This window comes from Rossellomorea oryzaecorticis (genome assembly GCF_045897515.1).
GTDB classification, from domain to species: Bacteria; Bacillota; Bacilli; order Bacillales; family Bacillaceae_B; genus Rossellomorea; species Rossellomorea enclensis.
The window spans coordinates 53,524-66,774 of record NZ_JBJOSA010000020.1; the positions used below are offsets into that span (position 1 = coordinate 53,524).

The 13,251-nt window shown below is 42.9% G+C and carries 18 protein-coding genes and 1 pseudogene; 4 read left to right on the top strand and 15 right to left on the bottom strand.

Annotated features, from left to right (window positions below):
* Nucleotides 1–32: 32 nt before the first annotated feature.
* Entirely contained in the window at nucleotides 33–257 is a 225-nt protein-coding gene (locus ACKA06_RS17900; protein WP_032088180.1) for a hypothetical protein, read from the bottom strand.
* Nucleotides 258–465: 208 nt separating this feature from the next.
* Entirely contained in the window at nucleotides 466–1,152 is a 687-nt protein-coding gene (locus tag ACKA06_RS17905; protein ID WP_411160334.1) for a hypothetical protein, read from the bottom strand.
* 116 nt (nucleotides 1,153–1,268) lie between these two features.
* Here ACKA06_RS17905 and ACKA06_RS17910 point away from each other — a divergent pair, with 116 nt between their 5' ends.
* Both ACKA06_RS17910 and ACKA06_RS17915 read left to right on the top strand, forming a co-directional pair.
* On the top strand, nucleotides 1,269–2,153 hold the full coding sequence (locus ACKA06_RS17910) for an ABC transporter permease subunit (RefSeq protein ID WP_052011565.1): 885 nt from the start codon (nucleotides 1,269–1,271) through the stop codon (nucleotides 2,151–2,153).
* A complete protein-coding gene (locus ACKA06_RS17915; protein ID WP_032088178.1) occupies nucleotides 2,146–3,162 on the top strand; it encodes a hypothetical protein in 1,017 nt (338 codons plus the stop codon). Before ACKA06_RS17910 ends, ACKA06_RS17915 begins: the two co-directional genes overlap by 8 nt.
* 342 nt (nucleotides 3,163–3,504) lie before the next feature.
* Here ACKA06_RS17915 and ACKA06_RS17920 read toward each other — a convergent pair whose 3' ends face one another.
* Entirely contained in the window at nucleotides 3,505–3,786 is a 282-nt protein-coding gene (locus ACKA06_RS17920) for a hypothetical protein (RefSeq protein ID WP_214871688.1), read from the bottom strand.
* A 261-nt stretch (nucleotides 3,787–4,047) separates the two neighbouring features.
* Here ACKA06_RS17920 and ACKA06_RS17925 point away from each other — a divergent pair, with 261 nt between their 5' ends.
* Entirely contained in the window at nucleotides 4,048–4,764 is a 717-nt protein-coding gene (locus ACKA06_RS17925; protein WP_032088176.1) for a DUF421 domain-containing protein, read from the top strand.
* Here ACKA06_RS17925 and ACKA06_RS17930 read toward each other — a convergent pair.
* The 10 genes and pseudogenes from ACKA06_RS17930 to ACKA06_RS17975 form a co-directional block, all read right to left on the bottom strand.
* Nucleotides 4,761–5,096 carry a hypothetical protein gene (locus tag ACKA06_RS17930; RefSeq protein ID WP_032088175.1) on the bottom strand — a complete coding sequence of 112 codons (336 nt, stop codon included), beginning with the start codon at nucleotides 5,094–5,096 and terminating at the stop codon, nucleotides 4,761–4,763. The two genes, ACKA06_RS17925 and ACKA06_RS17930, sit on opposite strands and share 4 nt — an antisense overlap.
* A 21-nt stretch (nucleotides 5,097–5,117) precedes the next feature.
* Complete coding sequence (locus ACKA06_RS17935; protein ID WP_032088174.1) at nucleotides 5,118–5,495, bottom strand: hypothetical protein; 378 nt, start codon at nucleotides 5,493–5,495, stop codon at nucleotides 5,118–5,120.
* Nucleotides 5,492–5,695, bottom strand: coding sequence for a helix-turn-helix transcriptional regulator (locus ACKA06_RS17940; RefSeq protein ID WP_032088173.1), 204 nt, complete (start codon nucleotides 5,693–5,695; stop codon nucleotides 5,492–5,494). The genes ACKA06_RS17935 and ACKA06_RS17940 overlap by 4 nt, the downstream gene beginning before the upstream one ends.
* A gap of 458 nt (nucleotides 5,696–6,153) precedes the next feature.
* Complete coding sequence (locus ACKA06_RS17945; protein ID WP_411160335.1) at nucleotides 6,154–6,795, bottom strand: hypothetical protein; 642 nt, start codon at nucleotides 6,793–6,795, stop codon at nucleotides 6,154–6,156.
* A 21-nt stretch (nucleotides 6,796–6,816) separates the two neighbouring features.
* A pseudogene (locus tag ACKA06_RS17950) lies at nucleotides 6,817–7,319 on the bottom strand (nucleoside deaminase).
* Between the two features lie 322 nt (nucleotides 7,320–7,641).
* A complete protein-coding gene (locus ACKA06_RS17955) occupies nucleotides 7,642–8,670 on the bottom strand; it encodes a serine hydrolase domain-containing protein (RefSeq protein ID WP_198257383.1) in 1,029 nt (342 codons plus the stop codon).
* Entirely contained in the window at nucleotides 8,667–9,194 is a 528-nt protein-coding gene (locus tag ACKA06_RS17960) for a nucleotidyltransferase family protein (RefSeq protein WP_232353663.1), read from the bottom strand. Before ACKA06_RS17960 ends, ACKA06_RS17955 begins: the two co-directional genes overlap by 4 nt.
* 78 nt (nucleotides 9,195–9,272) lie before the next feature.
* Nucleotides 9,273–9,812 (bottom strand): GNAT family N-acetyltransferase, encoded by a 540-nt coding sequence (locus tag ACKA06_RS17965; RefSeq protein WP_032088170.1) that lies wholly within the window; start codon nucleotides 9,810–9,812, stop codon nucleotides 9,273–9,275.
* 9 nt (nucleotides 9,813–9,821) lie between these two features.
* Entirely contained in the window at nucleotides 9,822–10,445 is a 624-nt protein-coding gene (locus tag ACKA06_RS17970) for a GNAT family N-acetyltransferase (RefSeq protein WP_318293713.1), read from the bottom strand.
* 108 nt (nucleotides 10,446–10,553) lie between these two features.
* Entirely contained in the window at nucleotides 10,554–10,964 is a 411-nt protein-coding gene (locus ACKA06_RS17975; RefSeq protein ID WP_032088168.1) for an Lrp/AsnC family transcriptional regulator, read from the bottom strand.
* A 129-nt stretch (nucleotides 10,965–11,093) separates the two neighbouring features.
* Here ACKA06_RS17975 and ACKA06_RS17980 point away from each other — a divergent pair, with 129 nt between their 5' ends.
* Entirely contained in the window at nucleotides 11,094–11,855 is a 762-nt protein-coding gene (locus ACKA06_RS17980) for an MBL fold metallo-hydrolase (protein WP_032088167.1), read from the top strand.
* Between the two features lie 307 nt (nucleotides 11,856–12,162).
* On the opposite strand, the gene ACKA06_RS17985 is transcribed toward ACKA06_RS17980, so the two are convergent.
* On the bottom strand, nucleotides 12,163–12,774 hold the full coding sequence (locus tag ACKA06_RS17985; protein WP_411160336.1) for a hypothetical protein: 612 nt from the start codon (nucleotides 12,772–12,774) through the stop codon (nucleotides 12,163–12,165).
* Nucleotides 12,771–13,040: an autorepressor SdpR family transcription factor gene (locus tag ACKA06_RS17990; RefSeq protein WP_074439971.1), complete on the bottom strand. Its 270-nt coding sequence runs from the start codon at nucleotides 13,038–13,040 to the stop codon at nucleotides 12,771–12,773. Before ACKA06_RS17990 ends, ACKA06_RS17985 begins: the two co-directional genes overlap by 4 nt.
* Nucleotides 13,041–13,251: the final 211 nt, after the last annotated feature.

Genomic DNA, 13,251 nt, shown 5'->3' on the forward strand with positions numbered 1-13,251 from the left:
GAAATCCTTTCCAAGGAGTGAGCCGGTCTGGTTCAAATAAGGAACCAAGCTGCTGAACCAACAGCAACAATTATCAGCCCGGCCGCTCGCTTTTTAAAGTTCAGCATATACCCCAGAATAATCAGACCAATGGCAGCCCACTTGAAATGATAGAAGTCTCTTAAGCTTTCAGCAATATACCCTATCCATGTAGAAAAAATCAGGAATAGCAGTAAAACCGGAATCAGCAAATTGACAGCTCCCCAAAGATAGTTCATCGTTTTGACCTCCATCTAATTTGAAAATGCAATAAACAAAAATGTGATGATCAATGATTGAGCACAGGTGATGGTAAGGTCATCTCTCCAAAAAGTCTTTCCGAAAGGACTCAAAAGCCGGGCAATGATAAAGCTGCATAACCAAATCACTAAAAAGGTGATGATGAATCCCATTTTGACGCTCCAATTTTTATAAGCTTCCGCCGTGTTATTCGACTTTCTCTACCTCTACCAGTTCAAGTGTCACACCGTCCCCGTCCTGTTCATCAAATTGCATGATATTCACCTGTTTGACGTAAGCTTGCACGACATCGTCCAGAAATTCGTTTCTGGTCGGAAGGTCGATCCGAACCATCCCTTTCAGATCTTCTATACCCTCTCCTTCTTTCACCAGCCTTTTCTGCATGGATTCTTCCGCCCTTACCGGTGAATAGAGGACATCCAGGCGGTATCGTTGCGGGAAATCCGGACGCTCCAGCTCGGTTGACTGGAACGAACCGTCAGCCTTCACCGACATATAATCCTCCGAGATAACTTTCATATAAGGTTTGGCTCGATAGGCTTTTATATCTTTTAACGAGGCATCCTTTGGATATGCCAGGAGCCTGGTGTACATGATTGCTTCAGGTGGAAGATCCGTTTTCCCCTTTAAGAGGATATGAGTGGAATCAAGTGTGACGGACCCCTCGATTGTATAGGTAGGTTTCTCTTTTTTTTCAGAAGAAGACTCAGCAGCCTCTTCTTTTTTTTCCTCAAGAACAGTTATTCCGTCTGTTGATTTGACCATCTCTCTGACACTGCTTTTATCTTTCGTAAAATCCAGGCGGCAGGCAGTCAGGAGTGTCAGCAATAATATACAAAAGACCATTGGAAGAAGCCTTTTTTTCGGAACCATTATTAACACCCGCTTTAATACTCATTATTCTAAATATATTTACAACTCCGTTTTGTTATTGTAGCATTATACATGAAAAAATTGTATTATTTTGTAATATTTTTGGAGGAGATTGTATGAAAAGGATTGTGGATACATCCTTTCATTTTTTTATTGTCATTTTAGGATTGTTTCTTCTAAGCGGAGTCGGTTCGCTGCTTGCATATGATACTCAGCTTGTACTCACTGTGGGCTACTATTTCAATCAGCTGTATCAGTCATTGACCGAAATCATGGATCCTGCTTCCATCTCGATTTATTTAGGGGATAACGAACGCTATTATTCGCTGCCTGAAGTTTTTTTTAGTACATATGGTTATTCTTTCACGATTTTGATCAGTTCTTTTTTCCTGGCAATCATCTTTTCTGTCTTGAGCAGTTATTTTGTTATGCTGCTCCCAAGGCGCTTGTACAAATTTTCGCTGAAATTTTTAAACGTGATGGATGCTTTGCCTGAGGTATTCATCGTGGTGTCTTTTCAGATTTTCATTATATGGTTATTTAAAAAATCAGGTATTCTACTTTTCAATTTGTATGCACTGCAGGATGAGCGAACCTATTTCCTGCCGATCATATGTCTGTCCGTTTTGCCGGTCGTCTTCTTGATCAAGCAGTTTTTATTTCAGCTTAAGGAAGAAGAAAGCAAGCCTTATGTAGAGTTCTCGTATGCAAAGGGCTTCAGAAAGTCCTACACGGTGTGGTTCCATTTATTCCGGAATGTGTGGATCCATTTCTTCCTTCACTTGAAACCGATCTTTCTTTTGATGCTTTCAAACTTATTTGTAATCGAGATCTTGTTTAAAATGAACGGTTTCATGATGGTGTTATTCAGGGCATCAACAACTTCCGGGGCCGCGTTTTTCCTCGGGATGCTCATGATCTTTGTGCCCTTTTTCATCGTCTTTCAGACTGGCTCATATGTATTGAATAAATGGCTGAAAGGTGGGGCTTCTCATGTCTAGGCAGCTTCTGAAAAGGTTATTCATACCAGTCCTGATCCCGGCGACCTTGGTTGTGATCAGCTTCCTGATTCCTTTCTGGTACCCGGAATATGATGCCATTGTAAATTATTTAAAGGATGAACAGGGGAGGCTGATTGCCGCCCCGCCATTTACGCCTGAAGAAATGCCGCCGTTCGGAAGCGACAGGCTGGGAAGAAACTTCATCCTTTTATTACTGGCAGGAGCGAAGTATACGATTTTTGCCGCTTTATTCATCTCTTCGATGAGAATCATATTCGGCTTCGTGTTCGCCGTCATCTATACGTTTGTCCCATCATTCATCGGCAAGGCAATCAGGGGTTTGGGAGAAACTTTTCAATATATTCCCCTTGCCATCGTCGTGTTTGCCATACTGATTCCGCTTGAAAGTTCCTTTCAGCCCGGCTTTTTGCCGTCGAATGAGTACTTCTTGATCCAACTTTGCGTTATTGCTTTCATCGCCACGCCTTCACTAGGGATCTATCTTGGAGAAAAAATGAAGCTTTTTTTAAACGAGGAATTCATTCAAGTATCAAGGACACTGGGGGCAGGCCGATTCAATATCATGAAGAGACATATGCTTCCTCAATTCCTGAGACACTCCATTGTTTTATTTTCTGAACAGGTTGCACAGGCCCTTTCTCTGCTTATTCAGCTCGGGATCATGCTGATGGCTCTGGGAGGATTGAAGATTGCTGAATTCGCCTATTCTAATCTGGATCCGAGCAATCCGGTCTACTTTTCAGAAACCAACGAATGGGCGGCGACCATCGGAATGAATATTCAGCTCATTTTCTCAAACCCGCTGCTGGTTCTTGCTCCGCTTGCTTTTTTCTCCCTTATCATTTTGTGTATGAATATCATCAGCTCACAATTGAGGAAGGTTTTGATTGAACAGGAGCAACCCCTCACGAAAATGAAAAAAGCGAAAGTGAAAGAAAAAAGGAATGTGAGTGCAGCGTCTGAGGAATTATTTACTTTGAAACAGTGAGCCCTATATAAAGCTGGAGATCTCAACGTGGATTTTCAGCTTTTTTCTTTCAACAAATACTTTTTCTGGTTCTCGAAAACTTTTAATAAATGAACGCCCCGCTCACAACCACCATGAAAAGTGTATTTATCATAAGACTAAAATCAAGCTCATTCACTCTTTCAATCTTCCCTTGGTCATCAATCAAAATGTGTCTCCACCCGTCATATTCCAACGTAAAAAATGAAAGGACCGACCCAAAAAGATTCCTCCTAATATAGACGCCCAGCCTTTCTCCTTTTCATCACTCCCCCAATTTAAAAAAGCTTATCCTGCTTCCCGATAAGCTTTTCATGTCCCGTGTTATTGATTGCCCCCATTAAACCAGCTTCCCGCCTTTACACGCTCTTCTTCTTGAATCTGTCTTTCATGCTCATTGCTCACATCAAAAGAGCTTTTCCGGTTCCTGCCTCTAATCATAGCACTGACCACAGCAAAGACGGCTGATATCCCTAATATCCACCACAGCACATCAAAAACCTCCTTTATTGTATTCCTCTTGCTGACTTCCTTTCCTGAATCGTTCAATTCACTATAGTGAGCCGAGCTTTTCAGTGAAATCCGCTTCTTTCTCAACTTCAACATAAATTGGGCTCATCGATTTTATTTTAAAGATTTTTTGATAACTACTATTTCTTCCAATTATTTCAAAAACCAACAACTTTCTCAAGGATAATTTTCAAAAAAAGAGCTTATCCGTGACTGGATAAGCTCGAATACTACTCACCAAATGTTTTTACTCCTTCAACGACTTTGCACTCCATTGGGGTTTCTTCATGATAATTTGAGTGAATTGCTCAGTATTGTCCATACTAAACCACATCTCTATAAAGAAGGAGGAAAATAATGAACATTACAGAACTAGGCATCCGGCTGATTCTTTCATTTTTGTCACTGCTCCTCCTGACGCGGGTGATGGGCAGGAAAGAAATCTCCCAGATGACTTTCTTCAATTTTGTCTCGGCCATCGCATTGGGAACGCTGGGTGCCTCTCTAGCAGTCGATTCCACACTAAGCATTCGAAACGGGGTGCTTGCCTTGGCGGCTTGGACATTATTCACGTTGTTGACGGGGTTCATTGACCTAAAATCCAAAGTGATTCGCAAAGCCGTGGAAGGAAGTCCTAAAGTCGTGATCCGGGAAGGAAACGTACTTGATCACGAGCTGAAAAATTTAAGGCTGGATCTCGATGCCTTGAATGAGCTTCTCCGCAAGAAAAATGTCTTTTCGATTAAAGATGTGGATTACGCCATATTTGAAACGGACGGAACACTTTCGGTTTTGAAAAAAGAACCGAAACAGCCTTTAACTAAAGAAGACCGGATGAAAACTACCCCTGCACTTAAACAATATCCAATTCCCATCCCCATAATTGAGGATGGCCGCTATAATGAAAAACATCTTCAGCAATACAATATCAACAAACAATGGGTGGACCAGAAGTTAGTCCAGCAGGGAATCCAGTCCAGTTCAAACGTCTTTTATGCAGAGCTCCAGACGGATGGAACCATCTTTATTGATAAGATGGATGGCCAGCAAGATGAAAGCCCCAGGATCCACTAAGAATTTGCCCGGGGCTTTTTTCCCATTTCCTTATCTGTTTCAAACAATGTTCGATAAGACGCAATGACCACAACGATGCCATATATGATCATGTATACTGTGAATTTTTCAAGAAGACCTGTCATGACAAGGGATAGTAGAAAGACTGCAGAAATAATAATGAAAACACTTTTCCTTATTTTTTTTCGATTAACCATCATGAGGATATCCGCTGCTGCAAATATCAATAACACTACTCTCGTCCATAATAGATAATCAGTCAAAAATAAACTGATGATGATCATGACGGCAGCTATAGAATCAATCATGATATGCCATTTGATATCAGACAAATTCACGCCCCCCTTCTACCCTCAATATTTCTTCGCATAATACACCATGTTTAAAAACACAACCGATATATATAGCGATGCTATCAAGAGCAATGAATGATATCCAGAAAGTTGCAGCGGGCCCACATATGGATTAACGATGGCCATTAGAATGATAATGAAGCCCAGCATCCAAAAGTAACTGACAAATACGCCCCGTTCCCTGATTTTCTGTGCCCGTTCATCCTTTGCGGCAAAGTGCTCGGATAAGTAGGCCATACAAAAGCTCATGATAGCAAGCGCCACGGTCATGATTCCTTCCGGAAATTTTCCGGAGGATATGTACGCTCCGTTGACAAGACAAGCATTCAACAACATGATGACCCCCAGTATCAAAAAGACCGATTTATTGTTTTTCATTCGTGGTCCTCCTCATAAATAAAGATATCTTCGATGCTGCACCCGAAAGCACGCGCAACCTTAAAGGCCAGATTGATTGAGGGGTTATACCGTTCCCTTTCCAACGAAATAATGGTTTGCCTCGAAACATTTAGGTGCGCTGCCAGTTGATCCTGGGTCATCCTTCTGTCAGCACGAAGTTCTTTTATTCTATTCTTCATCGATTCAGCCTCTTTTGTAAAGGTTACTTTACGTATAGTTTACTTTACATATATTGGGCGGGTCAAGTGTACTTTACGTGTTGTTTTAAATGGATCTTATACCCATATATGTATGTTGCATGCGAGATTTGTCCAATTTTTCCGAAAAATAGGTAGTTCGCACTTATATTGAGAATTTCGCTCTTAAATCTGATTTTTTCGCTCTTATAATCAGAATTTCTCTCTCATATGAAAAATCACGCACATAATTTCAGCACAATACCCCCTGGACATTGAAAACTACATGGGGATTACAATGCTGCAGAGCAAGAGACAAGTCTGATTAATATTTTTTCTTTATCCAAAGGGCAGAACTGCACCATAATTTAAAAAGGATCTCCGCGATGGAAAATCCTTTTTTATACCTAATTTTAAAAGCTGTGTACTTCATTAGATCCTGCATAACGTTTCTAAATTCTTTAACTGTTCAACTTCTCAACCAGCTCCCTGACTGCCTCATCGTCTCCCGGGTTTATATACATTTTTTCAGTATCTGATATGATCTTTTGCGTATACTCCTTCATCGATAATTCAAGCTGCTGGGCACTCGGCCAATGTAAAGGAATATCATATATGTTAATAGTGCCGTCCCCATTGCCGCTGTATGTTACTGTTCCGTCAGCCATGATATCTCCGGTCAGCACAATGACGCTTTCCGGATAGACGGCGCTGTCTTCATCATAAGGGTTGACGGGTTCTCCCGCTGATATCTGGCGGACGTTTATCTTCGATGCTTCTTTGTTTCCAATTAACTGCAGCCAGACGCGGGCATATTCTATTTCTTTGGATGAGTACTGGGACAGGGTGCTTTCTTCCCGATTTTTTGATTGGGTGTCCGCGCTCTCTGAAGATATTTCAGTGTCGGAATCAGCAGGCTCAGCTTCTTCCAGCGAGTCGGAGCTTACAGATTCATCCCCGTTGTCGGATTCGAAAACCTTTTCCTCTGTTGATTTGCTGTCATTTGTATCGACGTGTTCACCGTTTGTTTTAACATCGCCGCTGCACGAAATGAGCAGGATGGACACGGATAATAACATGATTGGGATCAGTAGTTTCTTCACTTTTACACCTCTTTTTTCTAATCAATTTGCCGCATCGTTTTCCAATATAGTCCTACTCACAGCTTTGCGTAAACTCACAATATCATTCGGATTCAAGGCCCATTCTTCCATTAAGTCCGACTGCCTCTCCTTCAAGTCCTCCAATGGCTCCTCAATCAGTTCCACTCCAACGAATCGATCATCAAATATGGATGAATCCCTTATCTTACGCCAACCTCCAAAACCGATCTCGTCATTCATCGCCCATACGACTTTCTTGAAATGCGCAAACAAAATGGCACCGGTACACATGGGACAGGGCTCAACCGATGTATACAGCGTCAATTTTTTACGGTGTACTTTTGCCTGCAGAATCGCTTCACCGGCATTCCGGATCGCATCAATCTCTGCATGGGCAGTGGCATCCTGTTGAGGGTATACACGATTTCTGACGGTCGCAATGACGTTGTCGTTTTCATCGACGATCACGCTCCTATTGGATAGGTGTTCTCCTTTAGTGCCTGTTCCGCCTCCCCTAAAGCCATTTCTAAATAATATCTGTCCTTATCTTCCATGTAAGTTTTCAACCCCTCAATCACTTAAACTTTAATAGACTTGGTGATCAGTCCTGAATCCCACTTTTTACCTGATACCCATTATCCACCAAACCGTAATTTCCATCAATAGGAAATCAAACAAAAAAAGTTCCGAATGTGGGGTACAATCGGAACCTTATATATAGGTTAATGCTGACTTTTAACCATTAGTGCTGAATTTTTTATCTTATGCTGAAAAAATATAAGTTTATGCTGAACTATTTTTTATACTGATTACATCCCCTTTGTGCTTTCCAATGACGGAAACTCACTATTTCTCCACACATTCCATCACCGTATCCCCAAACGACCGGACATCCTCTAAATATTCATATCCTTCGGGTGAACCGAAACTATTAAACATCCGGACGGCAACGAGATCTTTCTCTGGGATGACGAGCACGGTTGCATTCGTGAAACCGAGAAGCTGATAGGAACCTTTCGGGACCAGCGGCCCTATCTCTGTCTTGTTGGCAGGCAGATCTTTAACGAACCATAGAAAGCCGTTTTGAGGGGCGTCTTTATGGAGAGTGGCAGGACTTTGAAGGGAAACGGCCATATCGATGATTTCCCGTGGGACGATTTGCTTCCCGTTTATTTTTCCTTTTTTCAAATGGAAGTATCCCCAGTACGCCAGCTCCCTGGTGGAGACGTACATGTTCATCTTGTCGCCTTCCGTGCTTTCGCTTGTCCGCCAGTCTTCGTCCCCTTCATAGCGCAGGATTACGTCAACGAGCCGCTCGTTTTTTTCAGCGTACCAATCTGATTCGCTTAATCCGAGCGGGGTGAAGACTGCTTCATGGAGGATTTCTGCAACAGAGTTGCCTGTTGTCACCTTCACGAGCCGGGTCAGGGCTTCGATTCCGATTTGTTTGTACGACCAGTCTGTGCCGGGCTCGAAGTCGCGGTAAGTCTTCCCTTCTTCGGTTTTCAATCCATGCGTGTGCGTAAGCAGATGCCTGATCGTGACCGGTTTCCATGCAGGCTCATCCAGGTCAGGCAAATAGCGGGTCACCTTATCATCAATGCTCTTTATGTATCCATAATGTAAAGCATACGAAACGGCAAAGCCGATATACGTTTTCCTAACTGAAGCGACGTGAAACTGCGTGTCCGCCTTGACCTCCCTGGCATCTTCACCATCGGACTGATTGCCGATGTACTTCTCGAAGACGACTGAATCACGATGGATGATGAAAGTGGAAGCCCCTGTACAAATCACTTTTCCAAATGTATTTTCTACATGTGCTGCCAACGGAAGAAATGCGGTGCTGTTGTGCTGACGATGAAGTTTTATCATGGCTTCCAATCTGTGTGATAAACCTTGATTTCCGGCCAAATGGCTTTCCAATTTTTCTTGAGGATCCTTTCCTCATAAATGACAGCTCTTTGTTGTGTCTCGTTAAAAAATGGAGTCGGCCTTACCTCCATATTGAGTACATCATCCAGTCCCCATGGGGCAGTCAGGATAAGATCTTGATTGCTGTCCAATTTTACACCGAGAGCAGTCGCTGACTCAGGAAACTTTGATATCGCGTCTTCAGTGGACTCATAAGGTGAAATATCATTTACCACATGCATTCTTGCCTCATTTTTAACGGACCAGGGTACTTCAGGTAACATGTCGTGGAGTGCAGACTCAATTCTTTTTTCCGTTTCCTCTTCCAGGTTGCTTTCGTTAAAATAGATCACGTCAACATCGGGGGTCTCCGTTCTCTCTTCAAATCCGTGCAGTTCATCCCAGATTTTTGACCGGACAAATCCGGCGCATATCCACCAATCCGGCAGATGCAGGCTGCCCGCTGCATGCAGAATTCCCATCATCCTCTCATCATTTTGGATGAGGTTAATTATCTCTCTTTCTGTACTTATCAATTTCTCTTCCCCCTTCATTTACAGACGTTACATTAAAAATTCTGATTGAAGTATACTCATCCTCAGCCGATCAACGAATTCCCCATTCCTCAACCGGTCCTGCCGCAGAATTCCTTCTTCTACATACCCCATTCGCAAATACGATTTTATCGCTTTCTCATTGTCCACTTCCACACGCAGCCAAATTTTATTCAACCCCAGTTCATTGAATCCCCATTGGAGCATTTCTTTCATGGCTGCAAGGCCATAGCCCCTGCCCCAATAGTCTTTATCTCCGATCGCAATCCCGAGCTCTGCGTGTTTGTTCAGCTTGTCGATATTTTTCAAGTCGATCCAGCCAATGTGTGTGCCCTCTTCTGTGACGATGGCTTTTTGTTCATAGCCATTCGTTTTGTTTATGCACATTTTGATCCATTTCCTGGTCTCTTCCCTGCTGAATGGAGGATGCTTCTCCGGCATGTTAAGATGTTTGGTGACTTCTTTATCCAGGCACCACTGATAACGGTCTTCTGCGTCACCCATGGTTAATTCCCTTAGTTTCACTATCGGCAATTGGGTTGTTTTCATTCATTTCCCTCATTTATCATTGGAATTATTCAGCTGTGCGCCACTGGGACTGTCCCCATGACCCGCTTCAAATCTCCCTCTGGTACGCACGGTTTCAAATCCCAGACGTTCATATAAGCGTATGGCTCCAGGATTGTTTTGATTGACGTGCAGGGTGACCGAATTCATACCGTCTTGACGGCATTCTTCCAGGCATTTGCAGGTGAGTGAGGCAGCGATCCCTTTCCCCCGCCATTCCGGGATTACTCCGACTTGACTGATGTACGCTTTTGTGTTAGGAAATTCAGGGTCGGTATCCAGTGCAATAAATCCTGCAGCTTGGTTGTCGACAGCGGCAAGGTAGGACTGTGCTTTGAGGAAGGTAGGACTGGACGCAATCCACCCGACCCATTTATCCATTGACCACCCCGGAAATCCCGGCCGGTCCTTGAAAGACGCATCATATACTTCATAAAAGTCCGCCTCCGAAGTGGATGACCAACTTTGGAATCGTAAAGGTACAGAAGCGTCGATTTGAGGAATTTCTTTTAGGTCATGCTCCATTACAAATTCTTGAAAGATCAACTTGAATCCTTTTTCTTTATACTTCTGAATGATTTCTTCTGTAATATTCTCACATCTAATCGACGTCACGTTTTCCAATTTGCTCGACCTCCCAAGAGAATGCGTTAATTCCCAGATTAAGTTATGTTATTTCGGACCGTCTTCGCTGCTGTTTGGACCATGGGACCTGTTTGCGGCTCACTTATTAATCACGATCGACAGCTTGTAGCTGACGATATCACTTAGTTTTGTAAGGAATTCATCCAAAATTTCGTTGTTCTGAAATTTGCACTCGAGGAGATAGCAGCTTTCTCCGCTGACTTTATAATTGTTTATGACATATTCAGTGTTGTCCTTGACGAAAGACAGATATGGTTGATGATTTGCACTTCTCAAGAAGATTTGTAGAATGGCATGCACCGTATACCCCATCTTCTTCTGATTGATAGTGATGGTATAGCCCTCAATGATGCCGCTGTCCTCCAATTTTGCCACCCTGGCTGAGGCAGCGGGTGCGGTCAAGTGGACTTTACCTCCTAATTCTTTCATCGTGATCCGGCTGTTTTGGGACAATTCTTCAATAATTTTCAAATCCGTCTGATCAATCATCGGCCCAACTCCTTTCATTATAAAGTAAAACGGGCAAAACACTTTCGTTCCATTATGTATTGCATTTGTGTTCTTATATAAAATATACATTGTACTAAGGATTTTATAAAGATAAGGAGCGAATGAGTGATGAAGTTACAACTAATTAGAAATGCAACCTTGATTGTTCATTATGCCGGAAGGAAATTCCTGATCGATCCATTCCTTGCTGAAAAGGGCAGCTACCCTCCTTTCCCGAATTCAGTTAGGCAGGATCAACAAAACCCATTGATCGGTCTGCCGGTTTCAAACGAGGAAATCGTAAAGGACATCGATGCTGTCATCGTGACACATCTGCACCCGGATCACTATGACGAAGCAGCCAAAGAAATCCTTCCTAAAGATATTAAAATGTTTGTTCAAAGTGAAGAAGACGCAAGCGCAGTGAAAAATGACGGTTTTCAACATGTAGAAGTACTGGGAGAGAACTCTTCATTCGATGATATTCAACTAACCAAAACAAAAGGCGAGCACGGCCGTGGTGAAATCCTGAAATTTGCCGGTCCGGTATGCGGTGTCGTCTTTAAACACACAGATGAAAAAATCCTTTATGTAGCAGGAGATACGGTCTGGTACGCCGGAGTCCGCGAAGAAATCGAGACCCACCAGCCTGATATCGTCGTGGTAAACGCCGGTGACAACCAATTCCTTGAAGGCGGATCCCTCGTCATGGGGAAGCAGGATGTTCTTGAAACAGCAGAGGCTGCCCAAGACGCCACCATCATTGCGGTACACATGGAAGCAGTCAACCACTGGACACTATCAAGAAAAGAACTTAGAAAATTTGCAGAAGAAAAAGGAATTTCTTCGCATGTGATTGTGCCTGAGGATGGGGAGACTTTTACTTTCTGATTTTGAGCATTGCCAATACCGTGCTGAGGGACGGGCCTTTAAAAACAGACGGAGTCAACACGATCCGTCTGTTTTTTGTTATTCTTTAAAATTACTCCGATACATGGGTCTAACTGAATTTCTCGGTGTTCCTTACCTTAAGAAGCAAAATTGTCCCGCAGTCCAAACAGAAACAAGCATCGACTGGCGAGTTTTTCAGTACGGAATGCTTTCGAAACATGGCACCATATCCCTTAAATTCGCCGGCTGCATTTCTCCGGGACAGGCACTCTGGACAAGTTCTTGTCTCGTACATATTTCTTCCCCTTTACAATTTGGATAAATGAAGCTGATAGGCTCTGTATGCCCGGGATAAGGCCGTTACAAGCGTTATGATTAAGACCGCAAAGAAGCTGATCAGCATGAAGGTACCTTGAAGGAATACACAGAGAAACATGATGATGCCCCCCCAGAACAGCGGGTATGCGAACGGTCTGAGTGTGATGTTCCAGATTTGTTGTGTTGAATTTTTTTGTGATGCGGGTTGGTCTATGGAGTTCAGTTGGAATCTAGGAATGGTGTTGGCAGTGGTAATCAGGACCGTCCCCACGAGAACCGGAAGCAGCCTTAATAAGTCGAATTCTGTTCCGGAAGCCAGCAGAAGCAGCCCTATATGCAGGATCAATAAAATGAGAATGAGGGATACAAAGATGTAGTCCATTCCCTTCTTGAATCTTGAGAAAAAATAGCCCTGTTTTAAGAGAACCGGCATAGTGAAGAGCTGGATGGCAACCAACATCATTGTGGACGGGATCGCAAAAAGAATGACCTCTCCCGGTCCATAAGAAGAATCCATTGTTCCAATGCCATTAACGTAAAGATAGATACTTACCGCAAATGTTGAAACCGTCAAAAAACTGATAAAGAACTTACTGTTCATTCGTTCTCCCCCCTGGAATTAAATTGTACTACCCATTTCAAGACATCCTGAAAAACCGATGAATTCAACGAATAATACACAAATTGCCCCTTCTTGAACGCATACACCAATTCGGCATGTTTTAACACCGATAAATGCTGCGAGATCCCCGGTTTGCTGATGTCAAAATGCTCCGCAATCTCACCTGCTGTCAAATCCCCCTTCCGCAGAAGGTCCAGGATCTTTCTTCTATTCTCATCCGAAAGGGCCTTAAACAACTCGTTGATCGACAAATCCGTCCCTCCTTTTTTATTATTTAAGTGTTTACTTAATTACTTAAATTATAAATGTATGGAATGAAATGTCAATGATTATGTTAATGTTTTCCTAAAAAGGGGGCACACCTGAAAAACGGGTCAACGTACCTGTCCGGGACCACTGAAAAACGACTCCTAAATAATGTAAAATACAAATAAAAAAAGAAAACCTTCCTAATTT

What these genes read in the sequence shown, in the direction of transcription:
- ACKA06_RS17900 (WP_032088180.1), bottom strand. Translation starts at nt 257, where the DNA reads ATGAACTATCTTTGGGGAGCTGTCAATTTGCTGATTCCGGTTTTACTG.
- ACKA06_RS17905 (WP_411160334.1), bottom strand. Translation starts at nt 1,152, where the DNA reads ATGGTTCCGAAAAAAAGGCTTCTTCCAATGGTCTTTTGTATATTATTG.
- ACKA06_RS17910 (WP_052011565.1), top strand. Translation starts at nt 1,269, where the DNA reads ATGAAAAGGATTGTGGATACATCCTTTCATTTTTTTATTGTCATTTTA.
- ACKA06_RS17915 (WP_032088178.1), top strand. Translation starts at nt 2,146, where the DNA reads ATGTCTAGGCAGCTTCTGAAAAGGTTATTCATACCAGTCCTGATCCCG.
- ACKA06_RS17920 (WP_214871688.1), bottom strand. Translation starts at nt 3,786, where the DNA reads ATGTTGAAGTTGAGAAAGAAGCGGATTTCACTGAAAAGCTCGGCTCAC.
- ACKA06_RS17925 (WP_032088176.1), top strand. Translation starts at nt 4,048, where the DNA reads ATGAACATTACAGAACTAGGCATCCGGCTGATTCTTTCATTTTTGTCA.
- ACKA06_RS17935 (WP_032088174.1), bottom strand. Translation starts at nt 5,495, where the DNA reads ATGAAAAACAATAAATCGGTCTTTTTGATACTGGGGGTCATCATGTTG.
- ACKA06_RS17940 (WP_032088173.1), bottom strand. Translation starts at nt 5,695, where the DNA reads ATGAAGAATAGAATAAAAGAACTTCGTGCTGACAGAAGGATGACCCAG.
- ACKA06_RS17955 (WP_198257383.1), bottom strand. Translation starts at nt 8,670, where the DNA reads ATGATAAAACTTCATCGTCAGCACAACAGCACCGCATTTCTTCCGTTG.
- ACKA06_RS17960 (WP_232353663.1), bottom strand. Translation starts at nt 9,194, where the DNA reads ATGATGGGAATTCTGCATGCAGCGGGCAGCCTGCATCTGCCGGATTGG.
- ACKA06_RS17965 (WP_032088170.1), bottom strand. Translation starts at nt 9,812, where the DNA reads ATGAAAACAACCCAATTGCCGATAGTGAAACTAAGGGAATTAACCATG.
- ACKA06_RS17975 (WP_032088168.1), bottom strand. Translation starts at nt 10,964, where the DNA reads ATGATTGATCAGACGGATTTGAAAATTATTGAAGAATTGTCCCAAAAC.
- ACKA06_RS17980 (WP_032088167.1), top strand. Translation starts at nt 11,094, where the DNA reads ATGAAGTTACAACTAATTAGAAATGCAACCTTGATTGTTCATTATGCC.
- ACKA06_RS17985 (WP_411160336.1), bottom strand. Translation starts at nt 12,774, where the DNA reads ATGAACAGTAAGTTCTTTATCAGTTTTTTGACGGTTTCAACATTTGCG.